Here is a 24,798-nt window from a genome sequence, read left to right as displayed (position 1 = left end):
AGCGGGAATTAAATAAATTGTCTATTAGTCGCTAATATTTGGGGGAAGTTTCAAAGAGAGGCTATGCTAAACTTCAAGGCTTATGGGGATTTAGAGGTTTGGACGCTGTTTGCGTGGCAATCGGCATGCAGGCACTTTCCTGAATCAATAAGCATACGAATATTAGTGAATTCGTAATCACCTCGTTGAAAGGAGCCTACGGCAGATGAATGACAAGTATACTTCCAGGTTTATTACTACCTCCGATGCTCAAACTGACTCCATGATTTTCAAACTGCGTTCAACATGGTGGAGCCGGTTTTATGAATATGCCTGGGCGGCATCCTTTGCCGAACCGGAAGCAACCGTGCTCGATGCCGCCTGTGGTATCAGCCACCCTTTTAAGTTTTTCTTATCCGAAAATTGTGCCCATGTCTACGCCTGTGATATCGATGAACGCATTCTTCATCCTGGATCGATCATTCAGGAAATCACGGCTGACCTGGGCTATGAAGCTGCTCAAGCCATCCACCCCGGATATTTTGAACGTATTCACTTTAGTCAGGCAAACCTGGCTCAACTACCCTACTCTGAAAGCATGTTCGATACAATATTCTGTATTTCGGTTTTGGAACATCTTGATCTTCCTACCCTTCGGTCAGCACTGCAGGAATTCAAGCGTATATTAAAACAAGATGGTCTCATTATCCTGACCTTTGATTACCCTGTAATTAACCTGACCCTACTGCAAACTGAGATCCAGCAGCAAGGACTATCCTTTTATGGTTCCGTGGATTTCACCCTCCCTGCTGATGCTATCACCGGATATGACTTAAACTGTTTCCGGGCTGTTTTGACCAAAAGCCGCTGACAATCAGCGGATAACCTTCAGAGGCTTTTTCGGGGGCGGCCACACCTTAATCGTCTCGGCAATTGTCTCAAGCAGCTTCTGAGCCTCTTTTCTTTTTTGCTCTTTCAGATTCCCGTCAAGATAATGCAGATTGGTAAGGGCTGTGGTCAGGTCAAAAAAGGCGGTGCTAATGGTTTTACAGCAGGTGTCACAACGCTCCACATATTTAGCTGGAGCATTGGGATCTATTTCTGTTTTGAGGTTATGCGTCGGCATGGCGGCATTACTTTCCAGGGGAGCACTGCCGGTACTGCCGACTGAGGAGGATGCACCGGCAGCGGGGGATTCCCTTTGGGCATTCTCCGGAAGAAGAGACTGGACCATCAAACTGGAGATTGCATTGTTGATCCCCTCCAGCCCTTTTTTGAGGGCTTTATTTTCCTGCTGGATCTCCTCACTCTCCTGCTTGGCCAGATCTCTGTCTTTTAGAGCCTGCTGCAATTCCAGCTTGGTCATGCCGGTCACATCGTTCTGGGCCAGGAATTCTTCCCGTTCCTCTCCCGGCAGACCCAAGAGGAGGAGGGCCTGAGTGTAAGTCAAATCGCGCACTGGTGCGTGATTTGACAGACCCGGCTCGTCCGGGAAGCTTGCCCCATACTCTTCGTAGAGCTGCATCAGCCTTCTGGCAGTACTCAGGGAATATCTCACCGACTCCTCCAGCCACTTCTCCCATTCCCCGTGGTTGACCAAACTCTTCGCTTCCTTGAGCCGACGGCCGATTTCCACGGCGCTGGCCAGCAGAATTTTCCGGGTTTGCCGGGTAATCATAGTTATTTCAGCCGCGATCACCTGCGGCGTCCGTTCAGTGGATAAATCATTCACGATCCATTTCCCGCCCTTTCATCAATCAATCTAATCCAGAATATGCCAGGCGGTAATAAATCGTGAAGTTCATGGGCGAAAAGCAGGGCTCATCAGCCACTATGGCTGGGGCTGATTTTTTCTGCCGAGACCTTGTCCAGAATGTCCCAGATGGCTGCCGGCTGGGCCGGTTTAGTCAAGACGCGGAGCGGCGACACGGCTTTAAAATCCTCCTGCTCCTCCGACGCTGTTATAAAAACGATGTGACACACTTTATTGCGCTTCCTTATATAAGAGGCAGTCTCAAGACCGGTGATGTTTTTCATCCGGTGATCGAGAAAGAAAAGGTCAAATAGCTTAGGGTTCTGGTTGAATTTCTCCAGCAGTTCTTCCCCGCTGCTGAATTCATAAAGGTTAAACTTGATTCCGAATCTGCTTTCATAGTCCTGAATGATAAGTTTTACATACGCTCGCTGAAGTGCACCATCATCACATAGGCTAATAGTCAACCCGGCGCTCAGCATGGCTTCCGCCGGGCCTTTCTCCTTGGCCCTTGGCCGGTTCCTGCTCTGCTATCCATAACTCTATTTCCCCCTTTTCCGCCCAGCGCCGGACCGGACCCCCATCATGGGCCCGCTTCCGGCAGCCTGGCGGTGATCAGGGGAAATTAAAAGACGCATGCAAGGGTTTATCCCTACACATGCGCCTGAAATCATACTGTCTCATGTTTACTGCTCTCAAGTCGCACACAATCAGCACTCCCCTGAGCGGCAGTCCGATTATACCCCCTGGCCAACCGTACTGTTGTACTGGAGCGAAGGGCATTGTATAATGGATCTGTCGTCGCGGACAGCTTGCTGTTACGTGTAGGTGCTCCGACACCTTGCGCGTGCCTGGAAGTGTTGGTAGCACTTTCGGGCCGCGGCGGCCTTTTAATTTCCACCTGTATCCATTATAGGGGTATTGGGAGGGAATTACAAGCCACGTGATGGTGAGGCAGGAACTTTATATCTGCTTGCTTCATACCGGATAGCTCAGGCCCTTGCTGTAGAGCCCGACCGGCTTCTTGCCTTTAAATAATTATTGTGGTAAGAATTTAAAAATCAACGAAATCGATTCTTACTTCAATATGCTGGCTGCCGTTCCTGGGATTGTATTACAAATATTGTTATGGTAACATAAAAATTGGGAGGGATAAGCAATGGATAAGTTGGATATTATTTTGGAAAAGTTAGAAAAGCTAGAAGCTGGACAAAAAGAGCTACAAGCCGGACAAAAGGAGCTACAAGCTGAACAAAAGGAAATGCAAGCTAACCTGGATAGAATGGAAATTGATATCCTCTCACTGAGGATGGATAACAAATCTATCCATCGAAAACTTGATGTGATTGCGTCGGCGGTAGTCGATGCCCAGGAAGATATTACAATGTTAAACGCTCAATAAAATAGCAAAATAGCTATGTAATACATACCCGGCCAGGGACTCCCTGGCCGGCTTTTCTTTTCAAATTACAAATCATTGCCACCATAAATTTTGCTCCCGATTCCTTTTTATAAATTGCCATCTTTATAATTTCCGCTGGGTTCCCGCCAGTCACATCTTGTCAACTTAGCGAATATAATAAAGTAAATTACCAAAATATTACAATAGGAGGTCGACTCATGGCCACGAAATTATTCAAGCTTGCCATAGACGCCGTTACGACAACGGACACCGCGATTAATCCAGCCGTGGAAAGCTATTTTTATGAGTTAAGCGAAGATCAAAGAACCGGTGGAACGGTCACTATTCCGGCTACCGAATTTACTGATGATGCCGGTAATGTCATGACAGGCAACCTTACTCCTGTAACTACGGACAATGGCTATTATCTATTGTTTATCAACGGCGTGTTGCAGCAAACCAGCTTATACACGGTCAGCGGTGACGGTTCACAAGTAGTGATCACAGATGCCGATACAGTTCCTGTCGGCGCCCCCATTACCTTAGTCGTCACTAACTTCGCTCCGGTTTCCGATTCCGACACCACCGTAACAACCTAATTTTCAGAGTTAAGAATATGCAGCCATCCCACATCCGGACTGGCGGCAATAAGGAGCTTACGCAAAGGCACACCCCCAATAAGAGCGTACAGCAAGACGGCCTGGGCATTTTAGCCAGGCCGTCTTGCTGTTGTTTAATACACTGAATTAGTTTCATAACTTGAACCCATTGATATTTCTACTTTTTTTGACAACTAAAAAAGGAGTACCTCCCCAACATCTCGAAATTGTAGTCGTCCAAAACACAAACACCGAGAGGTGGGAAAGGAGTACTCCCTGATGTTTAATATTCGCCAAGAACGTCTATTTTCCTTGGAGGAAATTTTAGAAACTTCTCCAAGAGATTCATATTCTCTAATTCTTGGGTCTTTGGACATTATTCCTTTACTCAATGCAGTTTCTAAAAAGGCTATCTTTGGAGCCCCAACTCAACTAAACTATTCTGCTATGATCTACTCATTAATCATTCGAGTAATTGAAAGAATCCCTACAATTAAGGATTTGCGTAAGCGGTTAAAGAACAGCTTAGAGTTTCGATTCGACTGTGGATTCACTCTTGCTGACTCTGTTCCTAGTGAAGCATCCTATTGCCGGATGATTAAGAAAATCCAAGATTCCTCTGCCTTGGCAAATTCTCAGGATGATTTGGTGCTTCAGGCATTCAAAGAAGGGTTTATCGGTCCGAAATGTGCTGTTGCAATCGATGCTACCCATATCGAAGCCAGAGATCGCAAGCCTGAAAAAAAGAAGGAAAAAACAGTGGTTGAGCAAGCTCCCAAAAAGCGTGGTCGAAAGCCCAAAGCAGAACGCGAGGCTTGGCTCAAAGAACAGGAGGAGCTAGAAAAGAATCGCCCCATATTTGAAAAGAAGATTGAAGATCAACTTCCCTACAGCTTTACAGAATTAGTACAACACATCCCACTTGATCCTCAATGGGGTATTAAGAAGAATTCAGAAGGTAAAAACGTGTTCTGGTATGGCTTCAAAGGGCACCTCCTTGTCGATTGTAAGGGCCAATACGTTTTAAGCTCCTTACTCTCTTCGGGGAATATAAATGACGGAAAAATGGCCATTCCTCTAATTAAAGCTCTGAGTGAAAAGCACCCTTATTTGAACCCCTCCCATATCCTTGCGGATGCAGGATATGACTATGCTCCAATTTACGAGCAAGCTAGAAGTATAGGAGCACAAGCGCTGATTGATTACAATCGACGAAATGAGCAACTTCCAGAGGGCAAAGATAAATATTTTCGTCCAATATGCCAGAAGGGTTATTCATACCGCTACGACAGCTATGATCCATGCTATGACACTGTAAAATATACTCAACCCAAGGAATGCAAGGAGTGTTCACTTAGGGAAAGCAATACCTGTCAAAGGGTGTTTAAGATGAAGGTTTCATCAGATCCTAGAAAATACACTGTACCAGCTAGGGGAAGTGACCGTTACTTTGAACTTTACAAACAACGAACTGCTGTAGAGCGAGTCAATGCGTATCTCAAGGAGTATTTCCAGCTCAACAATATCCGTCATCGTGGAAAACGTGCCCAAGTAGATTTTCAGTTTTCAATCTTGGCCTATACCCTATGCAAATTAGCTGTCGATCGCCTAAATAAGTCAACGAGTATGGCCGCTTAGTTTTTTAAAAAACGGAAATTCCGAAATTCTGTTAGTCTGTTTTATTTTCGGACTAACATTATGAAATTAACTCACACTATGTAAAAGTTTGATAAAAGCAACGCCATAACCTTTCATCCTTCATAATTATATTTCTGTTGCACTTTAAAGAACCTGCTTCCCCTTATAAACATAGACTAAGGAAAGAATAAGGCAGAAACCATGTCTTCATTGCGGAGTGATGTCTGTGTTTAAAGAGGAAATAGGCTTCAATCCCACTAAAAAGCTACTGACTGCAGAGGCTTATCAATATAATGCACGGTCTGACGGCATTAAGAAAGTTTATACCAATGATGATGAGATAAAAGAATATGGGGATCAGGGCATCCTTGATCCTCATCAAGTCTCTTATTTTAATTTATTCATCAACGGTGTATTGCAGCCTAAGGTTAACTATGAGCTTCATGAAGGCCTGCTCGTCCTTAAAACAGAAGATGCTCCTTTACAGGGCTCTCCTATAATCATCACTTTCGTTACTTTTAGGGATGAGGAACCCGCTCTGCTCAATTCCGCCCTGGCTGAAGGGATCCTGCCTTCGGGGCAGCTATCCCGCGGCCCGGTGACCGATAGAGGGATTGAGGTAAGTGATACGGCCCGCCCTGATCTAAAGCTGGAAAAGCTGACCCTGTCCGGGCCCGAGTCTCTGGCCGCCGGTCAGGCGGCCACCTGGGTATTTACCATTACCGTAAGCAATCAAGGGGCTCTGCCTATTCGTGATATCGTGGTCAGGGAATTTATCCTCCTGGATTCTGTGCTGGCTATAGAAACTCTGTCTTTGTCTCAAGGGGATCTGGCTCTTGATGATGATCTGATCACCTGGACTATTGATCATTTAAATCCTGAAGAATCTGCCGCCGCAAGCTTCCGTGTGGAGGGTCTGTTTAAAGCCGCCGGCACCCGCTTCCTCAGCCGGGGTTCGGCTACAGGCCGCAGCTCAGCAGCGGCTGTACGAACCGACATAATCGGGGCAGGTCCCGTCGCTGTCAGTAAAGGATTGGAGCTTACCAACACGATTCTGTCCGGACCCACCCAGGTAACCAGGGGCCAAACCTGTACATGGCGAGTGGAGCTCAAACTGACTAATCTTAGTGGTGTTGAGCTGTCCGATCTTCTGGTCACCGATACCCTGTTGATTGAGAACATCAGCAATGTGAATGTGGTCAGCATCTCCCATGGTGATGCTCATCTGGTAAACAGGGAAATCCACTGGAGCCTTACTGGACTGAAACCTTTGGAAATGGCTGTTCTCGCTCTAGATATAACAGGGTCTTTTACCCAGGAAGGTTTGAGTAGCTTAGACACTGCATCCGGTTCGGGCAAGCTGGGAACCGGCAAACCAGAAACCGGCAGGCTATCCACAAATCTTGCCCGGGATGTTCAAATCATCGTTCTGCCGGAAATCATTCCGGTTCAGGAAGCGCTGTTCTTGCAAACCTCTGTCTTAACTATCCCTCTGAGCGGATCCTTAGGTACTCCCAAACGCTGGGAGCTATCTTTAGAGATCACCAACCTCAGCAATGAGGTGATCCGCACTATCCTGGTCACCGATACTATCCTGCTTGATGAATTTAAGTGGACGGACACGGTCTTTGTCTCCTCAGGGGAGGTGGCCACCGCCCATAATACCCTGCTCTGGACTATAGAAGAGCTCTTGCCCGGCAGAACCCTAACCGCCCGGTTTGCAGTCGAAGGGCTTTTTAATACCACCGGCCTGCGTTCGCTCAGCAGGGCTGTCGCCTCAGGATGGAGTCTGAATTCTTGTGTACTGTCCAACATTGCTTCCGGAGCACTCATCCGCATCTCAGGCTATATTTTTGCTTGTGTTATTGTCGACAAAGTCTTTTCTCAGTGTCAGGATCGGTACTGCTTTGAAGATATAGCCCTCCCCATCTCCGCTTTTCAGAGGATTCTCTTTAAACCGGGACGTATTATGGAAGACACTCTGGAGATCACTGCTATAAGAGATCGCCCCAATTTTAAAAGAGTTCAATTCCTTTTAAAGATACCCTTTACAATCGTTGCCGGAGGCACGACGCTGGGCCAGGACTCTCTGCCCCCTATCCCTATGGACCTCATCATGTTCATGCCGGAACCACGGGATGAGTTTTCTTATGATGTTGTGGTGGAAACCCGTTCTGAGCTGCTCGGCTCTCCCGACGGTTGTGAGGAAGGCCGGCATTGTACCGTAGGGGTATTTATCGTGATCAAAGCCGTGGGCAAAGTACAGTTATTGATCCCCAGCCTGGAGGTTGATCCTGAGCCTCCCCTGTGCGAGGAGTTTTTGCCGAATCAGCTCTGCGCTGGTTTTAAAACAGTGGTTTTCCCGGATTTTTATCCTTCGCAAAATACGGTGCAAAGTAGTTTTCAGGACAGACTCCAAGATAAGCTCCAGACGATACTCTCACCCCCTAACCCTCCGGCTCAGCTCAGGGAAGCTCTCCCCTGCCCCCCGGTCTTCGGCAACCTGACTCTGGAAAAATACATCACAGCAGGACCTTCAGTAGTAAATCCTCAAACGAATGGTACCTGGACCATCGAAATTAAGCTTATCAATGACGGTTATGGTCCGGTCAGCAATGTGGTTATGAGCGATACCATACTGGCAGATAGCTTAGCCGTCATTAACGTCCTCAGCCTTACCCAAGGCACAGTATTTCAAGAGGAGAATAAGTTGCTCTGGGATATCGGGACCCTCAATTCAATGGACACCGTTGTTTTGGCGGCAGAGGTAACAGGTTCTTTTAATGCCCAAACCAGTGCACTTCTCCAAGGCGAAAACCAACAGTACAATGCACTTGCCGATGGAGTTAAGACTGCTTTTACCGACAATGATGAGTTGCTCATCTACGGCAATCAGGGAATACCCGACCCTAGGGAAATTTCCTTTATTAATCTTTATATCAATGGGGTATTGCAGCCTCAAACTAACTATAAAGTAAGGCCAGGACTTCTCATCCTGACCGTAGACAGCCCTCCCCAAAAGGGAGTCCCCGTTATTCTTGAATCACTGATTATCAGGGACAGCAAGGATACTCTTTTAAAAGCGGAACTCTATCAATACAACACTCGGGCCAATGGTCAAAGAGAGTATACCAATGCCGATGAAATAACCATGTACGGTGATCAAGGAATCCTCGCCCCTCAGCAAACTTCTTATCACTACCTCTTTATCAATGGAGTTATCCAGCCTAAAAGCAATTATACCCTTGAAAAAGGTCTCCTTACCCTGAAGGTTGCCCACCTGCCTCTGGAAGGAGTACCCATGTCCATCCAGTTTGTTTCTTTATATTCATGAATCTGCCGGGATTATCAGTCGGCAATGCTATAAGGGGGTTTTTAGATGGGTGATAACACAAAACTCATGAGCATCGTTTTTAGTTTGGAAGATCCTTTGATTACCAGGGAGTATTCGTCGGGCATTGTCCTGTTCCGGACCTTCACCTCCGCTCAGACCAATACAGCGCTCTGGACACCGGCTTCCGGCAAAAGTGTCTTTATGACGGCCTGGCAAGCGTCCGCTTCTGTTCCCGTCACCATTCAACTGAACAGAGGAAGCAACGCTGCGTTTATGTCCATCATGCCTACCAGCACCCTGGCAACCTATGGGGCAAGCTTTCCTTCCCCTGTTCAGCTTAACCAGGATGAAGCCATCTCAGTGACGACAAGTGCCGCAGGAACAGTCAATATCACCCTTATAGGGTATGAATTTTAAGGCTATGTCCGCAAACCAAAGGAGTGCCGGATTATGAGACAAGTTCTGCAAACTCCCCAGTCTATTCCAGTGGCTATCGAGAAAAGCTCCAGCACGATCAAATATGACCGCTTTGGTGTTCTGCCCACCAGGCAGGGACTTTGGACTCCGGCAGCGGGGAAAAGTATTTGCCTGACAGCAGTGCAAGGAACGGCCCCCCTGGCTGTATCCATTCTCTTGAGCGACGGCAGTGACGATTTTCTTTCCCTGAGGATAACAACACCCTTCAGCACCGTTAATCAGAACTTTCCTTCACCCTATCAGCTCAAAGCTAACAACACCCTCATGGTGAGAACATCCGACGAGCAGATAGACTGCAATACTTCCGGGGCCGCTACAGCTACCCAGGCAGCTTATAACGGCCGCACGGATTTCACCAATGTCAATAATGCCGTCGGGCTTCGTAACGGCAGCGTTGCCTCTTTAGCCTCGGCATTGCTCACCCAAACCGGAGGAAATATCGTCCTGGGATACAACCTGCTCCCCGCCCTGGCTGATTATTTGGACATTGAACAGGTTGTGATCAAGTTCTATTGCCGGCTCAGCCTGACCCTTGCCGTAGGCGTCAGCTCGATGCTCCTTAATTGGCGGCCCAATCCTCAGGCAGCCTGGATTCAATTGGATCAAATCAGCCTTGCCATCATCGGCACTCTTAATTATTTAACAAACCCTCTTGAATTCGACATCACCACTGCTGTGCTGGGTGCCGCTAACCCCTGGGATGTCATCACAACCCTGCAAACCTCATTTATCGGCAGCCATACCGGGTTAGGCATAGGCAATACCATTCAATTGGACGCTGTGGAGATTGAGATTTGCACCACAGGCCAAAACCAGCTCACCCTTTTCGGATATGAGGTTTGAAAAACTCAGTCGAGAGACAGCTTTGTCAGTAACTTTTCCACTGTAGAGGCTGAGATATAGCTGTCATCCTGTTTAATCATCACACTGGTGAATTTAGCCGATACTTTTGCGGACAGGAATCCAGATTTCGCTTTTGTAATCGGGCTTGCTGGTATCCGGGGTTTCGTTCCACAATAACTCAGGCCCCCCGGTCATTTCATATCCTGATGCAGGGAACCATTCGGCATATATTTTGGCCCATGTATCCTGAAGAGCTTCCGGGAAAGTTCCCACCGCTTTAAACACCGCCCAGGTGGCTGCCGGAACATGCAGCAGATCATAGTGATTGGACATTGCCTGGGATGTGGCAACGCCAATGTACTGGTCAAGCTGGGAGCCTTCTGCGGTGCGCTCATCAAAATTCGCGGAAACACTAAGCATGCCTTTGGGTTCGGTATCGCACAAACTTTTCAATTCAGCGATGATTTGAGGTGTCAGTTTTTGTACTAAGGAATCCATTTCCGGATTAATGCCTTTGAATTGCATGGTAATCCGTTTTTTAAACCCGACGATATAGAATTCATCTTTTTCCACAAGGCGATAGTTCATTTCTGTTCCTCCTTTAATCGTTAATTGGAAGGTCATGGGGGGCATGACTTTAAGTTCCGCATTTGCTTTTTTGGCTTGAGAGGGAGCTACTCCATGCATGGCTTGAAAAGCCTTGCTGAAAGCTTCCGGGGACTCATAGCCCAGCTGCAATGCCAAATCGATAATCTTGACTTGTTCAGCTCTCAACAGCGTACCCGCCAATGACAGCCGTCTGCGGCGAATATATTCACCCAAGGGCATTCCGGCCAGAAAAGAAAACATTCTGCGAAAGTGATATTCTGAGCAGCCGGCTATACGGGAAATCTGCCCCGGCTCAATATCATCCAGCAAGTTTTTTTCAATATAAGCCATGACCTCATTAAATTGAGCCAACATATTCATTGCTTATCGCCTCCTTTCAAATGAATCATAGCAAAGCTTTAAAATGGATTCCTGATAATTATGTTGCGGATGATCACAGGTTTTTTACAGAGAAAGCGAGAGTCATTCCATATTTACTTACTACGAAAGAAATTATACAATGCGATTACATAGAGGGACAACTGTGCTCTCTGGTGTCATTTATTCTATGGTCATTTATATAAGGACAATGATAGAAAGAGTGGGTAAAAACATGAAAATTTCTATTTCAGATGAGGTCTATGCAGTTTGTCCGGGAGCTGCCTTAGGTGTTCTGTCTTATCAGGCCAGCGTTGCCCCGAGTACACAGGAATTGTTCACACTATTTGACGCTGCGGTGGCGGCATTATCGGAAAACTATTCAACTGAAAAAATAGCTCAGAATCCTCATATTGCAGCTGCAGCTGACCCTTGCCGGGCGGGACATTATGGAGAAAGCCATTCCTCTTGTCGATTCATTTACTGACTTTGAAGAATCTTTAAAGCCGGATTCAAAAAGTAAAGAAGTGGAATCAGAGGAAGTAGATCTGGGAATTCTGGGCTCATCTTCCGACAAAATCTCAGATTACAGCTATACATTAATTCAGAGCGGTCAGATTTATTTCCAGGTATCTATAGATAATCCTCTTGCGGCCCTTTGTTTCTTTGGGGGATGTCTGCGATATGCATCGTCTCTTTATGGAAAAATGCCATGAAGTTCATTCTTATCCTGACCTCTTTCTGGTAACCCACGATTCGAATGTCGCCAATACTATGGTGGTCAATAATTCAGCCGTGTCTTTTTGCCATATCCAGACTGTCAATTCTATATCTAATCCCTCTGTCCGGGTCCTTCCCCTGCAGCTTGAGGATACTGTTTGGGGTACCTATATTATCCAGAATAAAGATTCGGTCTGCACCCGGTGTAAAACTCAAATTTGGCAGCTTGGCCCTAAGTTCAGTAAAGCTCCAAACCTTTGACAAGCCGTTATAAAGCAAATAAGCGCCAGAAGCTCCGAAATTTCACCATCTGAAAACACTTCTCTTATCGCGCTGAAATCGTCGTCACTCATATGCGTTTTTTTACCGGACATATCCGCGATATGAACAGCCCCTTGTGTCCGCGGGTCCATGATCGTTTTTGCGGGAGCCCCCTTCGCTTTGCAGTATTCACAGCCGTTGTTGAAAGCCAGGATGCGACGAACCTCCTCTTTTAATTCTGGGGAAAATGTATCACTGGAAAAAAGGCAATCTTCCAGCGATATCCATTTTTCCAATAGATCCTTGTTATGTCCTAACAATTGTTGAAAGGGTGTAAAACCGTTCTGGGAAAAAGAAATCATTTCCATAGTGCTCCCTCCTATAATCATGCATTTCGTTGACGAAACAATTATAACAGAGGTATAATCAAACATATATTCCATATGCTACAATATCATCCTCTTCATGTTGCTATTGATATATTTTTTTGAAATAAGGTGTTCAAATGAAAATTGACGAAGTGGATATGCGGATTTTGCATGAATTACAAACTGATAGCCGTCTTTCCATAAGGGAGTTGTCAAAACGGGTTAATCTTTCACCACCTTCCGTTACCGAACGGGTAAGAAGGCTTGAGGAGCATAACATTATTGAGGGATATACCATCCGTTTAAACAAAAAGAAGCTTGGCTGCGCAATCGACTGTATCGTTGAAGTCACCATGAAAGACGGACAATACGAGACATTTAAAGAGTTTATGAAAGATTATGAATACAGCGAGTGGTGCTACAGAATTGCGGGGGCCGCGTGCTTTATCGTCAAATTGTCGGTTCCTTCTTTAGCGGATATTGAACACTTCATCAATGCCATATCCTCCTATGCCTTAACGGAGACATCCATCGTCTTTTCCCAAGTAGACGTCAATGATCGTATCATTAATCTTTTATAAATTGTTTTTTGGAAAGAGTGGTGAACACAATGAAGATTTCTATCTCAGACGAATTGGTTTCACTTTGTCCGGGAGCTGCCTTAGGTGTTCTGTTCTATAAGGCTGCCGTTATGCCGAGCACACCGAAATTGATCAGCTTATTTGACGATACGATTACGACATTAGCCAAGGACTATTCAACTGAGACAATAGCTCAAAATCCCCATATTGCGGCAACGCGTCAAGCCTATAAGGCCCTTGGCAAATCTCCTCATGACTATCGTAACGCTGCGGAAGCTATGCTTCGCCGTATCGTGCAAGGCAAAGGCCTCTATCGCATCAATAACATTGTCGAGATCAATAATCTCATTTCCATTTCCTCCGGCTACTCCATCGGCTCCTATGATACGAAGCAGCTCCAGGGGAACCTTGAGCTTCGGCGTGCCGAAAAGGGAACCCATTACGATGGGATAGGGAAGTCTGCTGTGAACATCGAATACCTGCCTACCCTCTATGATCAGTCAGGGCCTTTTGGCAACCCCAGCAGCGACAGCCGCAGAGCTATGATCCAACCTGGTGAGCATGAAATAGCGACCATTATCTATTCCTTTGACGGTACGGAGGAACTGGATTATTGGCTGGAAAGGCTTGCTTCGTATTTAAAAGATTATTGCGGAGTCGTTGAGGCGAAGACATTAATCGTAAAAAAATGCTGATGGCAAAGAATCGGCAATTCGCAATCGGTAAGGGTGCAGCCTCCAGAGGGAATAAGCGCTTGGCGTAGAAGACAGAAAAGGCTGGAGCAGTCAACTCACAGCCTTTTCTGTCTTCTATTCTAATCATTATAGGGTTCTCCAGCGTTCCAATCCACTGAAGGCAATGGATCTGAGAAAAATTAAGGTCATCAACTTTATGAGTCATAGAATCCATGTCAACAATCAGCAAAGGCGACTTCCAGCTTACACAACACTATTCTTTGCAAATAAGTTATTGCTTACCTTCTTTAAGTTGCTCCGGATCAGCACCTGCCTGTTCTACGCAGTCTTCCACCGCCGTAAGCATGGCCTGACTGGATAGGGTAGCTCCGGAAACGGTATCCACGCTTAAGGATTGCTGCCCTTTGATTTGCTCCGCTACTGTTTTCAGCGCCTCATCACCCAGTCCGGGAGTCTCCGTTTGTTCCAGAATATCGATTGCTGTAATTTCTGATTTACTGAAGGTGACTTTTACCTTTACAGGGCCATCCTTACCCTCGGCCTGAGCTATATAGTCTCCGGGAGTGTACAGTTGTTTCTTTTCCTTTGCCTGATTAGCAGAACCCTTTGCGCCTTCTGAGCAGCCTGCTAAGGACAATGTTAACATCACACATACAATCGCCGTCAGGGTCTTTTTCAACTTACTCATTTCAAATTTCACCCTCCATAATAAATAGGTTACCCTCTACTCTATTTCTGCAGGACAACTTTACAGAGCCGCGGCAGCATTTTTCGCTGCGATCCGGCCTGAATGACAATTGTTGGCATTGCAGGAGGCCGGTACATTCATGGTATACGTCTCTCTGTAGAGCTCACAGCCGTCTGTTCCCACAGCATACAAGCCGGGAATGGGCTCACCCATTTTGTTGATGACCTCCATTTTGCGGTTGGTGCTGATACCGCCGATAGATGTCCAGAAGGCCAGATCCTGTCTAAAGATATAGTAAGGAGCTTTGGTCATGCCGACCATTTTATCGGCCGGTTTGTTGAAGTCTTCATCTAAGCCTTTTTGGCAAAGTTCGTTATAGCGGGATACGGTTTCTTTCAATACAGCAGGGTCCAGGCCGGCTTTTTGAGCCAGTTCCTCCACGGTATCTGCTTTATAGATATTTTGGCTGGGGCATTTGGCCACGGCATCTTCCACATCTTCAACAAGGTTCTCCACCTTCTTGGCCAGGCCTTCCAATACTCCCCTGTCGAAAATCAGGAAAGATTTACGCTGAGTGTGCACAGCATTGGAGTTGTTCCCCGGCGTAAACGCACCACACGCTTCATTGGCATAGCGCTGAGCCTCTTCATTCACCCAGAGGAAAGGACCGCCCCGGTGCAACGCCTGTGTCATGGTGCCAAAGAAATCTATGCCATGGGAATAAGGCTCTCTTAAGAATCCTCTCTGCCGGGATACATCCTCCCCGCCTGCTGCTGAAGCCATTCTCAGCCCATCGCCATCATGCCCGGGCAGCCCCTGGTTAATGCTGTAGGTCAGGTCGTAGCCACGATCTTTCATCATTTCTTCATTGTTTGCATAGCCGCCTGAGGCAAGAATAACCGCCTTGCAGTCGATTTGCAAAATACTGCTATCCTCTTTGGTGGCATAAATTCCAACCACCTTACCCCCATCCAGAATCAAATCATTCGCAGGAGTTTTGGTCATAATTTTAACGCCTAACTCTTCGGCCTTAGCGATCATTGCGTCAATATAGTTCTTGCCTTTACCCTCTTTAAACCAGTGGAACGCTTTGATTTTGCCCAAACCATGATAATCATCCACTACTCCGGAAAAAGGAACGCCACAATCTATCAGCCAGTTCAGGTTATCTGCGGAAGCCTCGACCAAGTCCTTCCAGAACAGGGCATTCACACGATAATTAAAGAACTCTGCCTCGGTAGCAATGACATCGCGGAAGTTAATCTCCGTTCCCACACCCAGTTCTTGCTGCATCCGGCTTCCGATCGCAAACATTCCTTCCGTTCCGGCCCCATTTCCTCCGAGGAAGGCATTCTTCTCCAGCAAAACGACCTTGGCACCAAGTTGTGCCGCCTGCACCGTGGCGCAGACCCCCGAGGACCCGGCCCCGACCACGACTACATCGGCCGAGATTGTTTCTGATATATTCAGGGGCACCTCACCGGTTTCATTGTCATTGGTTTTCCCGGTGGGATTTGCAGAGCATCCCCCCAGAACTCCCATAGCGGCAATCCCCACTGCGCTTGCTGCGGCTCCCCTGAGAAAGTTTCTGCGACTGACGTTGACAGATAGTTTTTCCATGTTTGCGCCTCCCTAAATTCTACATTTTTTGATATAGTTGTATGTTTTTCGTCTTCTTGTTATAATTATATTATTCACAACCCACCTGGGGAAGCAGATGCTATTTTCACTTCCTGTCAACTAAAAGTTGCTCCCTTATTGAGGAGGTATTTATGGATATCCAACATTTGCGTTATTTTGTTGAAGTTTGCCAGACCTTAAACATTACGAAGACTGCCGACCGTCTCTTCATTACCCGCCAAGCACTTTCTAAGTCTATCCATGAGTTTGAGAAGGAATGCGGCGCCTCCTTATTTTTTAGGGATAAAAGCAAGCTGCAGCTGACTCTTGCCGGGCGGGACATCTTGGAAAAAGCACTTCCCCTCGTCGAGTCATTTACTGAATTTGAGGAATCCTTACAGCCGGATTCCCAAAACAAAAAAGGCCGAGTCCACATTGCTATTGGTCTCGGCTCCTTGAACGCCCTTTCTCCTGGTCTCTTTGTTGATTTTAAACGGGATTATCCCAATATCGCTCTGTCTTTTGAAGAAATCTTTGACAGTGAAGTCCGCAAAAAAGTGGAATCATGCGAAGCAGATATGGGGATTCTGGGCTCATCTCCCTCCCAAATCACGGATTATAATTATAAACTGATTCAGAGTGGAGAGATTTACTTTCAGGTATCCAAAGATAATCCTCTGGCGACAAAGGAATACCTTATCCCCGCCGACCTCCATCAGCAGCCCTTCGTTTCCTTAGGGGATGTCTGCGACATGCATCGTCTTTTTATGAAAAAATGCCATGAAGTCAATTCCTATCCTGATTTCTTTTTGGTAACCCACGATTCCAACGTGGCCAATAATATGGTAGCCAGCAATTTGGCCGTGTCCTTTTGCCATATCCAGACTGTCCATTCCGTGTCCAATCCTTCCGTCCGGATACTTCCCCTGCAGCTTGAGAATACCGCTTGGGGTACCTATATTATCCAGAACAAAGACACAGTCTGCACCCCTTCAACCTGTTTGTTAATCGACTATCTTACCCAACGAAAGTGATTGCACCCATTTCTTTTAAGCAAAAGACGACTTCCAGCTTCCGCCGGTTGTCGTCTTTTGCCGCCTTTTCACCTGTCCTGCCGGACAACTGCTATGAATCCGGAGTTGATTCAAAAGAATTCTTCCATGGGCTTATAGCTAATCTTCTCAAAGCCATAGTGGGAAGGTCCTAAGAGTTCAATTGCCTCTTTTGTGCGATAGCGCAAATTAGGTATCGCTACTACAGATACCTCCATGTCCACTGCCGTATCTGTGTTGGTGATAGGTTCTCCTGTCTGCCGATCCACAAGCTGTATCAGATCCGGACTTGTTATATAAGGATTGCCGTTCAACCAGCAGATATGATTCTCATTTTTCACCCATATTTTCAATACATTGCCCTTAAATTCATCTGCACCGGTAATTTCATTGGTGCAATACATATATCCTCCTTTACTCTCCCAATCATGAGCCGTTACGGTCCCTTTCATAATAACCTTTCCCCCGGCGGCCGAAGCAAAGGCTTCCGCCGGATCCGTCCCGTTCTCGCAGGCCATGCGCACCTCTGCACCCACCTGCAGGCATTTTGTAAGAGAACCATCGACAAGAGCCCTGCCCGCATCCTTGGCTTTCATGGCAAAGCAAGCCAACCCAATGGGTTCGTAGGCCGGAATACTCAGCATCTTTCCCAGCGCCTCGGCCATGTCATAGCCATGGGTCTTTTTAATGATCGTCACATTGCCCCAAGCATCACAGCAGGCAATAGGGCAAATTGGATATCCCCAAAGCCTGGGCAGGGTCTGAGCTACCTCAGGAACAGCTCTTCCCGCCAGATCGGCATCAATGACTTTTTTACCCATCTGAACCGCCGCATCAAGAGGGGCAGCAGAATTAAGTCCCCCTAACTCTACCGGAATCACAGCAGCAATATGAATACCAAGCTCCTTCTCCAATTCCTGTACGGCGGTTATCAGTACCCTTTTCTCTACCCTTTCTTCTAAGCCAAGCGCTTTCATCTCCTTTTTATCTTTGTCGGTAAGGGGGGCGATAGAGCCCATATAAAATGCCGTACATACCCAGGCATCCTCTCCAACATCCCCAATCCTTACCCATTCAATCGATCTGCCTTCTTCAAAGCTTTGGAGCAGCAAATTTTTCCCCATCTCCTGACTGCCACCCCCGCCGGTGCCATATAACGTGGCACCGCGGACAAAATCATCCAAATCCTGTCTTGTTTTAATTCCGGACATTGTAAACCCTCCTTTATCCTTGCTTTTATCCCTGATTGACTTTAGAAAATTTGATAACCCGGGCCGTCTCCTGCTCGACCTTTGAATTCTTTCCGCTCTCATCCAAAACCAGCTTGAACACAAAGGTTCCCGTGGTTTTCATCATCGGAACAAACCTCCCCAGAAAATCCGGCAGCATATCCTTAACTGCCACATAGCCGCTGGAACAGCACAGCAAGGCAATGGTATCCGCGTCCTGAAGCTTTTCCAGAATCCGTTCCCTTTCCGTATCGAACATTTCACAGGGAAACGCAACACTGATATGGGTCACCTTTTTGCCGTCCTCTTTCAGAACCCTATCCCATTGATCCCGGACCCTTTGCACTGCAACCGCACTCTCCTCCATGTCTTTACCTGACTCCAAAGCCCGGCAGGGCAGGCCCTCTGTATAAGAGAGGCTCTCGCAGGCACAGCCGGGACAGGTGATCATCAGCACATGCCCGGAGTCCTTAAAACCGTCTTTAATCCGTTTTTCATCCAGCATCTCACTGAATAAACCCATTCATCATCCTCCTTGTCACTCCGTTGTTAAGTTTCTTACCCCGGCCTTTTCTACAGCTTCTACACTTTGTGTGATCGACAGCATGAATTCCGTTAATCGAATCATCTCCTCAATGTCGACATACTCCTGTACCGTATGCATAGCGTAAAACGCCGATGACAAGGTTACGCAAGGAAAGCCCAGACTGTTCAAGATATTGGCATCACTGCCTCCTCCGGAGCTGTGGTAATCCATGGGCAATCCGATCTTTTCCGCAGCCTTTTCCAGAAGCTTTTGCAGGTCCGGATGCCGTCGCAAATCGATAGCACCGTAAAGCAGTTCATCCTCAAACTCAACGGCCCCTCCCCAATTCCGGGCAGCCTCTTCAAAACACCTTTGCATAGCCTTCAGCTGCTTCGCCAATTTCTCCGGGTTCCTGCTTCTTACCTCACCAAGAATCTCCAGCTGTCCGCAGACCGTATTGCCCGCCTCTCCGCCTTTTATCATCCCCAGGTTGGCCGTCGTTTCCTCATCAAGGCGGCCCAGCTGCATATGATATACCGCTTCGGCCATAATCCTGACCGCATCAATGCCTTTTTCCGGCTCCACGCCGGCATGAGCGCTTTTGCCCCGAATCGTGATGTGCCGCTTGACATGGGCAGGGGCCGCCGCCACCACCCCTCCTGCTTTTCCCGCATCATCCAGGACGAAGCCATAGTTTGCCTTGACTTTCTCCATCACAGCGGGGTTCAGATTCTTTGCCCCCTGAAGACCCATCTCTTCCGCCACGGTAAAGATCACATAGATATCTCCATGGTCCAGCTTATGCTCCCGCAAGCTTGCCGCCATTTCCAGGATACAGGCTATGCCGGCAGCATCGTCCCCTCCCAGAACCGTCGTTCCATCCGTATGAATCCGCTTTCCGCTGAGCAGAGGCGTTTTAGCGGTTCCGGGCTGCACCGTATCCATATGAGCGGTGAATAAAAGGGCCTCTTTTTCGACGATTCCTTTCAATTTGGCAATAATATTGCCTGCACTGCCCCCAATCTTGGGGCCGGCATCATCTTCCCACACCTCAAATCCCAACCGTTTTAAGCGTCTTAGCAATTCATCTGCCATATCCCTTTCCCGGTAGGACAAAGAGTCTATGGTAACCAAATCGCAGAACGAGGCGATCAGCCGTTTTTCGTTGATCCATCTGTTCATTCTATCATCCCCATTTTCCACTCCAACTTGCCGGTCATCCTTTTTTCACTTACCGCTCGCTTTTAAAGCTTTCTATCCTTCACTTTGGGAATCCACCATCCGAAACCTGACAATCTCTTTTTTCTGAATCAGCCCATAGACTTTCATCGCACCATAATAGAGCAATCCGGAGACAATCAGTGAGTTAATGGAGGGAATGCCGATTTGAACAAAATACCCCACTAAGGAGCCTACAGCCCAGGCTAAGATGGCTACGGGATTCCAGTTCTCCACTTTATCCGGCAATTCTCCTCTTTCCTTGGATTCGTCCAATATTTTTCTGTCTCTTTTGAGAATAAAGTAATCAATACTGATAATTCCGGCAATCGGCGGAATGGCAACCCCCAATACAACCAAAAAGTTTTCAAAATAGTTGATTACACCGATCACGGAAAGAGCCGTTCCGAACACACCCAGGATAATCGTCATCTGGCGCCGGTCAAAATCTTTCTTGAACAAGGCATTCAAGGCGTTGGTCATCCCCAGGCTGGCCGCATAGAGGTTAATATCGTTGACTTTGATCGTCGAGAAAATAACGATAATCACGCCGATCAACCCGGATAAGGAGACGATAATGGTCATCACATCAGCACTCTTAATAGCATGGGCCATCAAAACAGCCAGCATACACATGCTGAGTTCACCGACAAAGGTGCTTATTAAGGTCATCCAGAAGACATCCCGCCCCCTTTTTAAAAACCGGCAGATATCCGGGGATATGACTGCACCGATAATGAAGCTGCCGGCAACCATGGTGGCACCGGTGGCCAAGGACAACGCCGGCCCGGGTATGGGGGAGGCGATTAAGTCCGTCAGACTGTGCCCTCTGAACATCTGTATACTGGATATGCCGATGGCTACTAAAAACAGGGGCAGGGCAATATTAGCGGTCCAACTCAAGCTGGAAATACCGAAATAGACGATAGCGATAATCGAAGCCCCTGTAAGCACCGACCAAATCTGCAGATTCAATATACCTGTGGCCTGATACATTCCTTCGGCAAAAACGGTGTTCTGCATTCCAAACCAGCCGATGGAAGAAATTGCGATGATAACTCCGATCAGAGCCGAGCCTTGATTGCCGAAGCCGCTCCAGCGGGCCAGGAGACTGGTGGACAGCCCCTGCTGTGCCGCGATAACACCTACGGCCGCCCCGACTATCAGCAAGGCGATGCTTCCCAGGAAAACCGCCAGCAGCGCGTCATGAAAGCTCATACCGAACCCCAGCGCCGCTCCCGTCATCAACTGGGAGACGCAGGCAAAACAGCCCAGCCTTATTACGATAATCTGCCATAAGGGCTTTTTGGCATGCTGAGGAACCCGGCTTAACGAATAATCATCATGAGATGTGTTCTGAGTCGTTTCTGACATATCCTCTCACCTTTCTTTCTACCTTATTTGAGCGTGCATTTCTCAGAATCCTGAATCTTCTCTTCCTCAAACCCCCTTATACCGCCCACCGCGGACCTTGTGAAATTAATTCAATCATACCCCAGTGAAAAAACCTTTGTATATGTCCTAACTATCAAAATAACCCCCGATTCATTGACCCTTTGGATGAACGGAGGTTTTCGCCAGGTATTTTATAAGCTTGCAATCAGCCGCTTCACAGCCACTGCTACATATAAGCTGTAAGCTTCAGGAAGCTTGGCAATATCACAGCCTAATAATTCCTTAATCTTTTTAATCCGGTATTTTATCGTGCTTTTGTGCAGAAACAACAGCTTGCTCGTTTGTTCCACATTGGCTTCCGCATCCAGAAGAAAAACTTCCAACGTAGAGACCAATTCCTTGCCTGCAAAATCATCCTGAGCTCCCAAAGCGCGAAGTACTTTGAGTTTTTCGTCAATTGCCTCTTTTCCTTTTTCGGCAATCTCTCTGCATAAGCCGGAGAACTCAATTTCATGAGTGTTGATGATGCGTTTGCTTGGATAGATTGTCATAGCACTTCCATCATTATCCTGAATTTCAAAATAAGCCTTGCGAAAAGCCCCTGCCGCATTTTCTCCGGGACAGTTTACCGGAAAAGCCCTGACGGATTCATCTTGAACCGTCTTCATAAATTCTTCTAAAAAAGAGGTCATGGTCGTTTCCCCATAAGGAGGCTCAATCAGCGCCACCACATTATCTTCAAAATGATCGGCAATCGCATGAATATGGTGCTCATTAAAAAAATGTTTCAACAAAGCTAAAAGCCGGCTGTTCTTTAAGGTCAAGGCCTCCCTGGTCGGGGAATCCGCCTTGCTTTTCAACACCCACATAGTTTGAAGCCGATCAATGTCAATGTGCAGCCCATTGGCAATGCGCTTGAGCTTGATGGGTTCATCATAGAAAAAGGCTTTGAGCATTTCCCTATGGCCTTCCTGCCTTATATCGAAATTCCAGATACTGCTTGACAGCTGAATCAATTCCGCTGCCTGGGCAATAGCATCCCCCAAAACCTTTTTTTCCGGGAGATTCAAAAAAATCAGATTCATACTATACCCGTCATCAGTGGCAATCGGCTGGGATCTGGCAGCCATCACCTCATTGTCATAGGTGAATTCCAGGTTGTTCACTCCCGGCCTGGAAAGCACTGTATTTTTATACAAATTCAAGATCTCAGGCAGATTCAAATTCGCTGTAGTCGGCCATGTCGCCGCATCCAAAAGCTTGAATTCCCGATCACAAAGAATAATAGAGCAGTACAATCTGTCACTGAGCATGCGCAGAACATTGCCGATGGTCCGCTGTCTTTCCGGCAGCATCGCTAGACGTTCCAGCATATCCTTAACATAATATTTTTCCTTCATCTGATCTTTAAAGACCGCTTCCATAATTTCCGTGATTGCCTCACTATAACGATAATCGAAACGGTTTCTCGGCATACAGATCAAGGGGTACCCCAATTCGTCGGCAGTACGAATCAATCTTGCATCGATATCCGGCAGGACAATTCCCACATAATAAAGAATCATCCCCACCTCACCGGCTGCGCTGAGATCTCTGACCACCTGACATTGGGCATCAACATCGTCCTTGGCATAATGAAAGCAGGTAATAACAATCTCATTACCCAGAAAAATACCATTTTTCAAGGCTAAAGAGTTGGACCATTCTAAAACAGAAACATGGGCAACGATATTATTCAGCCCTTTTGCCCCTGCCACCACCTCTGCCTCCCGCAGCACCGAAAGCTGCAAACAATCCTCTACCGTTATGCTCATACTTCCACTCCCTATCCTGTTTTTGGTCTGACGAAGGTTGGCACCGGTCCATCAAGTGTCACAGAGCACTAGCCAAAATTCTTGAAACTATCATATACTATTCCTTCAGCAGCGGCAAACGGTTCTATCTTTTGCTTAGCTAAAAACCCTGATTAATCAACTTGTCAGTTCTTTAATCAGGGTTTGGTTTATTAAGGCCATTTATTCTGTTTTTCTGGAGCAGAGTTGATCATGAGCTGCACTGATTCAGCATAATATTGATAATTTCCTTATCGGTTTCCTTCATGCCTACTTTCCCCAAATATCCGATATTGGCAATGGTATTTTCTATGCCTTTGGCCACGATGCCATCGCCGCCCCTAAACTGCTGACCTTCCTTATACATCAGGTAGCCCAGAATACCGGCATCCACTGCCGCGGCAATTTTCCCCGCACAGGAAGGCTTGGCTCCGTCGCATACGATTCCTGAAACGATGGCCGCGGCATTGACAATGGTGTGGGCAATTTCATCATAGCCGCCTCCATGTAAATAGGCGATGCCAGCCCCGCTTCCGCATCCGGCACAGATTACTCCGCAAAAAGCAGACAGCCGGCCGATACCGGTCTTTAAATGCAGGGTAATCAGATTGGATACCACTAATGCCCGGTAGAGTTTTTCCTCACCTGACTGCAGTTCCGCCGCATATTCAATCACAGGAAGAGAAGCGGTCATACCTTGATTGCCGCTTCCGGAATTAATAATAACAGGCAGCTCACACCCGCTCATCCGGGCATCTGAACCTGCCGCCGCCATGGCTTTGGCGCGGATCTTAACATCATTTCCATAGGTTTTTAAGAGAACTCTGCCTACATTTGCCCCGTAATTCCCCTCCATACCGGCTCTGGCTATGGCTGAATTGTATTCTATTTGTTTATCCAGCAGTTCCTTTACGTCCTCGATCCGGACACTGTCGGCAAACTCGATAATTTTGCTTACAGACAGCAGCTTCCTGTCCGTCAGACTGCTAATGCCAGCGTCTAGATCACCGGTACCGAAAATAATCTCTCCGTTTTTTTCTATATGAACGATATGGGTATGATAGTCGGCAATACGCAGCTTTACATAAGAGTCCTGATGAAACATGGTGATCATAATATCAAAAATTATCTGGGAATCCGCCAATTTCACTTCTATATCCGTTTCACTCAGATATGTTTTAATCTGTTGCTTCTCCGCCTGGCAGACCTCTGCAATAACTTCCAGGATTTTATCGGAGCGGCCGGCTATAATCCCGGCCGCCGTAGCTGCTTCGATACCCTTTAACCCATCGGTGTTGGGCACCACGACACTTTTTACATTTTTAATAATATTTGAACTGACCTCAAGGACTACTTTATGGGGAACCGCCCCCAGCACTTCCCTGGCTTTAGCGGCACCATAAGCTATGGCAATGGGTTCCGTACATCCCATGGCTGCCACCAATTCCTCTTTTAATATATTCAAATAGGTCTGATAATACCGATCCTGTCTTTCCATAAACATTTACCCTCCCATAAACGCTTGTGATTTTTGAAGCTGATCAAGGTTTGCCGTACATAGACAAAAGCAAGCCTACACTAATCTTCAATACAGTATAGCTTGCTTTTGTCATTCTGTCCTC

Annotated in this window: 24 protein-coding genes; 12 read left to right on the top strand and 12 right to left on the bottom strand. The window is 47.0% G+C overall.

The features are described 5' to 3' along the window. The first annotated feature begins 205 nt into the window (after window positions 1–205). Window positions 206–850 carry a class I SAM-dependent methyltransferase gene (locus DHAF_RS11020; protein ID WP_005814360.1) on the top strand — a complete coding sequence of 215 codons (645 nt, stop codon included), beginning with the start codon at window positions 206–208 and terminating at the stop codon, window positions 848–850. A 3-nt stretch (window positions 851–853) separates the two neighbouring features. Here DHAF_RS11020 and DHAF_RS11015 read toward each other — a convergent pair whose 3' ends face one another. Together DHAF_RS11015 and DHAF_RS11010 are read right to left on the bottom strand one after the other, a co-directional pair. Further along, window positions 854–1,711: a DUF3102 domain-containing protein gene (locus DHAF_RS11015; protein WP_015943929.1), complete on the bottom strand. Its 858-nt coding sequence runs from the start codon at window positions 1,709–1,711 to the stop codon at window positions 854–856. 92 nt (window positions 1,712–1,803) lie between these two features. Continuing rightward, window positions 1,804–2,214 (bottom strand): LytR/AlgR family response regulator transcription factor, encoded by a 411-nt coding sequence (locus DHAF_RS11010; RefSeq protein ID WP_015943928.1) that lies wholly within the window; start codon window positions 2,212–2,214, stop codon window positions 1,804–1,806. A 677-nt stretch (window positions 2,215–2,891) separates the two neighbouring features. Here DHAF_RS11010 and DHAF_RS11005 point away from each other — a divergent pair. The 6 genes from DHAF_RS11005 (at window position 2,892) to DHAF_RS10980 (ending at window position 10,025) form a co-directional block, all read left to right on the top strand. Next, window positions 2,892–3,134: a hypothetical protein gene (locus tag DHAF_RS11005; protein ID WP_015943927.1), complete on the top strand. Its 243-nt coding sequence runs from the start codon at window positions 2,892–2,894 to the stop codon at window positions 3,132–3,134. Window positions 3,135–3,352: 218 nt separating this feature from the next. After that, entirely contained in the window at window positions 3,353–3,733 is a 381-nt protein-coding gene (locus DHAF_RS11000; RefSeq protein ID WP_005814352.1) for a DUF4183 domain-containing protein, read from the top strand. A 279-nt stretch (window positions 3,734–4,012) separates the two neighbouring features. After that, window positions 4,013–5,371 carry an IS1182-like element ISDha11 family transposase gene (locus tag DHAF_RS10995; protein WP_015942619.1) on the top strand — a complete coding sequence of 453 codons (1,359 nt, stop codon included), beginning with the start codon at window positions 4,013–4,015 and terminating at the stop codon, window positions 5,369–5,371. Window positions 5,372–5,591: 220 nt separating this feature from the next. Next, window positions 5,592–8,705 (top strand): DUF4183 domain-containing protein, encoded by a 3,114-nt coding sequence (locus DHAF_RS10990; RefSeq protein WP_041271960.1) that lies wholly within the window; start codon window positions 5,592–5,594, stop codon window positions 8,703–8,705. A gap of 45 nt (window positions 8,706–8,750) precedes the next feature. Further along, window positions 8,751–9,122 carry a hypothetical protein gene (locus DHAF_RS10985; RefSeq protein WP_015943925.1) on the top strand — a complete coding sequence of 124 codons (372 nt, stop codon included), beginning with the start codon at window positions 8,751–8,753 and terminating at the stop codon, window positions 9,120–9,122. Between the two features lie 33 nt (window positions 9,123–9,155). Continuing rightward, window positions 9,156–10,025 carry a hypothetical protein gene (locus DHAF_RS10980; RefSeq protein WP_015943924.1) on the top strand — a complete coding sequence of 290 codons (870 nt, stop codon included), beginning with the start codon at window positions 9,156–9,158 and terminating at the stop codon, window positions 10,023–10,025. 93 nt (window positions 10,026–10,118) lie between these two features. On the opposite strand, the gene DHAF_RS10975 is transcribed toward DHAF_RS10980, so the two are convergent. Next, entirely contained in the window at window positions 10,119–10,994 is an 876-nt protein-coding gene (locus DHAF_RS10975; RefSeq protein ID WP_015943923.1) for an AraC family transcriptional regulator, read from the bottom strand. A 232-nt stretch (window positions 10,995–11,226) separates the two neighbouring features. Here DHAF_RS10975 and DHAF_RS25740 point away from each other — a divergent pair, with 232 nt between their 5' ends. Next, entirely contained in the window at window positions 11,227–11,478 is a 252-nt protein-coding gene (locus DHAF_RS25740; RefSeq protein WP_187374457.1) for a hypothetical protein, read from the top strand. Then, a complete protein-coding gene (locus tag DHAF_RS26420) occupies window positions 11,441–11,707 on the top strand; it encodes a hypothetical protein (RefSeq protein ID WP_242659970.1) in 267 nt (88 codons plus the stop codon). Before DHAF_RS25740 ends, DHAF_RS26420 begins: the two co-directional genes overlap by 38 nt. 216 nt (window positions 11,708–11,923) lie before the next feature. On the opposite strand, the gene DHAF_RS10965 is transcribed toward DHAF_RS26420, so the two are convergent. Then, window positions 11,924–12,340: a carboxymuconolactone decarboxylase family protein gene (locus DHAF_RS10965; protein WP_011459521.1), complete on the bottom strand. Its 417-nt coding sequence runs from the start codon at window positions 12,338–12,340 to the stop codon at window positions 11,924–11,926. A gap of 137 nt (window positions 12,341–12,477) precedes the next feature. On the opposite strand from DHAF_RS10965, the gene DHAF_RS10960 reads away from it, so the two are divergent. Further along, a complete protein-coding gene (locus DHAF_RS10960; RefSeq protein ID WP_015943921.1) occupies window positions 12,478–12,921 on the top strand; it encodes an Lrp/AsnC family transcriptional regulator in 444 nt (147 codons plus the stop codon). A 29-nt stretch (window positions 12,922–12,950) separates the two neighbouring features. After that, on the top strand, window positions 12,951–13,616 hold the full coding sequence (locus DHAF_RS10955) for a B3/B4 domain-containing protein (protein WP_015943920.1): 666 nt from the start codon (window positions 12,951–12,953) through the stop codon (window positions 13,614–13,616). A 271-nt stretch (window positions 13,617–13,887) separates the two neighbouring features. On the opposite strand, the gene DHAF_RS10950 is transcribed toward DHAF_RS10955, so the two are convergent. Both DHAF_RS10950 and DHAF_RS10945 read right to left on the bottom strand, forming a co-directional pair. Beyond that, the gene (locus tag DHAF_RS10950) at window positions 13,888–14,304 is read right to left on the bottom strand and encodes an FMN-binding protein (RefSeq protein WP_015943919.1); all 417 of its coding nucleotides are present in this window, start codon (window positions 14,302–14,304) and stop codon (window positions 13,888–13,890) included. A gap of 60 nt (window positions 14,305–14,364) precedes the next feature. Then, a complete protein-coding gene (locus tag DHAF_RS10945) occupies window positions 14,365–15,924 on the bottom strand; it encodes an FAD-dependent oxidoreductase (RefSeq protein WP_015943918.1) in 1,560 nt (519 codons plus the stop codon). 152 nt (window positions 15,925–16,076) lie between these two features. On the opposite strand from DHAF_RS10945, the gene DHAF_RS10940 reads away from it, so the two are divergent. Next, complete coding sequence (locus DHAF_RS10940) at window positions 16,077–16,958, top strand: LysR family transcriptional regulator (protein ID WP_005814323.1); 882 nt, start codon at window positions 16,077–16,079, stop codon at window positions 16,956–16,958. A gap of 110 nt (window positions 16,959–17,068) precedes the next feature. Here the strand turns inward: DHAF_RS10940 and DHAF_RS10935 are convergent, their stop codons facing one another. The 6 genes from DHAF_RS10935 to DHAF_RS10910 all read right to left on the bottom strand — a co-directional run bounded on the left by DHAF_RS10935 (window position 17,069) and on the right by DHAF_RS10910 (window position 24,680). Beyond that, window positions 17,069–18,187, bottom strand: coding sequence for a DUF917 domain-containing protein (locus DHAF_RS10935; protein WP_015943917.1), 1,119 nt, complete (start codon window positions 18,185–18,187; stop codon window positions 17,069–17,071). Between the two features lie 25 nt (window positions 18,188–18,212). Further along, window positions 18,213–18,728: a hypothetical protein gene (locus DHAF_RS10930; protein WP_005814318.1), complete on the bottom strand. Its 516-nt coding sequence runs from the start codon at window positions 18,726–18,728 to the stop codon at window positions 18,213–18,215. A 15-nt stretch (window positions 18,729–18,743) separates the two neighbouring features. Continuing rightward, window positions 18,744–19,913, bottom strand: coding sequence for a M20/M25/M40 family metallo-hydrolase (locus DHAF_RS10925; RefSeq protein WP_015943916.1), 1,170 nt, complete (start codon window positions 19,911–19,913; stop codon window positions 18,744–18,746). Window positions 19,914–19,985: 72 nt separating this feature from the next. Beyond that, window positions 19,986–21,323, bottom strand: coding sequence for a purine-cytosine permease family protein (locus tag DHAF_RS10920; RefSeq protein ID WP_005814314.1), 1,338 nt, complete (start codon window positions 21,321–21,323; stop codon window positions 19,986–19,988). A gap of 212 nt (window positions 21,324–21,535) precedes the next feature. Continuing rightward, the gene (locus tag DHAF_RS10915) at window positions 21,536–23,158 is read right to left on the bottom strand and encodes a PucR family transcriptional regulator (protein ID WP_005814312.1); all 1,623 of its coding nucleotides are present in this window, start codon (window positions 23,156–23,158) and stop codon (window positions 21,536–21,538) included. A gap of 229 nt (window positions 23,159–23,387) precedes the next feature. Beyond that, complete coding sequence (locus tag DHAF_RS10910; protein ID WP_005814309.1) at window positions 23,388–24,680, bottom strand: L-cysteine desulfidase family protein; 1,293 nt, start codon at window positions 24,678–24,680, stop codon at window positions 23,388–23,390. Window positions 24,681–24,798: the final 118 nt, after the last annotated feature.

The sequence above is a fragment of the Desulfitobacterium hafniense DCB-2 genome (genome assembly GCF_000021925.1).
Taxonomy (GTDB): domain Bacteria; phylum Bacillota; class Desulfitobacteriia; order Desulfitobacteriales; family Desulfitobacteriaceae; genus Desulfitobacterium; species Desulfitobacterium hafniense.
Note: the sequence above shows the minus strand (reverse complement) of the source record. Positions and strands in the feature narration are given on the sequence as shown.

Excerpts from the sequence above, each read along its gene's own strand:
- DHAF_RS11005 (WP_015943927.1), top strand. The coding sequence starts at position 2,892 with ATGGATAAGTTGGATATTATTTTGGAAAAGTTAGAAAAGCTAGAAGCT.
- DHAF_RS10965 (WP_011459521.1), bottom strand. The coding sequence starts at position 12,340 with ATGGAAATGATTTCTTTTTCCCAGAACGGTTTTACACCCTTTCAACAA.
- DHAF_RS11010 (WP_015943928.1), bottom strand. The coding sequence starts at position 2,214 with ATGCTGAGCGCCGGGTTGACTATTAGCCTATGTGATGATGGTGCACTT.
- DHAF_RS10960 (WP_015943921.1), top strand. The coding sequence starts at position 12,478 with ATGAAAATTGACGAAGTGGATATGCGGATTTTGCATGAATTACAAACT.
- DHAF_RS10915 (WP_005814312.1), bottom strand. The coding sequence starts at position 23,158 with ATGAGCATAACGGTAGAGGATTGTTTGCAGCTTTCGGTGCTGCGGGAG.
- DHAF_RS10985 (WP_015943925.1), top strand. The coding sequence starts at position 8,751 with ATGGGTGATAACACAAAACTCATGAGCATCGTTTTTAGTTTGGAAGAT.
- DHAF_RS10975 (WP_015943923.1), bottom strand. The coding sequence starts at position 10,994 with ATGAATATGTTGGCTCAATTTAATGAGGTCATGGCTTATATTGAAAAA.
- DHAF_RS10930 (WP_005814318.1), bottom strand. The coding sequence starts at position 18,728 with ATGGGTTTATTCAGTGAGATGCTGGATGAAAAACGGATTAAAGACGGT.
- DHAF_RS11020 (WP_005814360.1), top strand. The coding sequence starts at position 206 with ATGAATGACAAGTATACTTCCAGGTTTATTACTACCTCCGATGCTCAA.
- DHAF_RS10925 (WP_015943916.1), bottom strand. The coding sequence starts at position 19,913 with ATGAACAGATGGATCAACGAAAAACGGCTGATCGCCTCGTTCTGCGAT.
- DHAF_RS10935 (WP_015943917.1), bottom strand. The coding sequence starts at position 18,187 with ATGTCCGGAATTAAAACAAGACAGGATTTGGATGATTTTGTCCGCGGT.
- DHAF_RS10920 (WP_005814314.1), bottom strand. The coding sequence starts at position 21,323 with ATGTCAGAAACGACTCAGAACACATCTCATGATGATTATTCGTTAAGC.
- DHAF_RS10950 (WP_015943919.1), bottom strand. The coding sequence starts at position 14,304 with ATGAGTAAGTTGAAAAAGACCCTGACGGCGATTGTATGTGTGATGTTA.
- DHAF_RS10940 (WP_005814323.1), top strand. The coding sequence starts at position 16,077 with ATGGATATCCAACATTTGCGTTATTTTGTTGAAGTTTGCCAGACCTTA.
- DHAF_RS10990 (WP_041271960.1), top strand. The coding sequence starts at position 5,592 with ATGTCTGTGTTTAAAGAGGAAATAGGCTTCAATCCCACTAAAAAGCTA.
- DHAF_RS10945 (WP_015943918.1), bottom strand. The coding sequence starts at position 15,924 with ATGGAAAAACTATCTGTCAACGTCAGTCGCAGAAACTTTCTCAGGGGA.
- DHAF_RS10955 (WP_015943920.1), top strand. The coding sequence starts at position 12,951 with ATGAAGATTTCTATCTCAGACGAATTGGTTTCACTTTGTCCGGGAGCT.
- DHAF_RS25740 (WP_187374457.1), top strand. The coding sequence starts at position 11,227 with ATGAAAATTTCTATTTCAGATGAGGTCTATGCAGTTTGTCCGGGAGCT.
- DHAF_RS10910 (WP_005814309.1), bottom strand. The coding sequence starts at position 24,680 with ATGTTTATGGAAAGACAGGATCGGTATTATCAGACCTATTTGAATATA.
- DHAF_RS10995 (WP_015942619.1), top strand. The coding sequence starts at position 4,013 with ATGTTTAATATTCGCCAAGAACGTCTATTTTCCTTGGAGGAAATTTTA.
- DHAF_RS10980 (WP_015943924.1), top strand. The coding sequence starts at position 9,156 with ATGAGACAAGTTCTGCAAACTCCCCAGTCTATTCCAGTGGCTATCGAG.
- DHAF_RS26420 (WP_242659970.1), top strand. The coding sequence starts at position 11,441 with ATGGAGAAAGCCATTCCTCTTGTCGATTCATTTACTGACTTTGAAGAA.
- DHAF_RS11000 (WP_005814352.1), top strand. The coding sequence starts at position 3,353 with ATGGCCACGAAATTATTCAAGCTTGCCATAGACGCCGTTACGACAACG.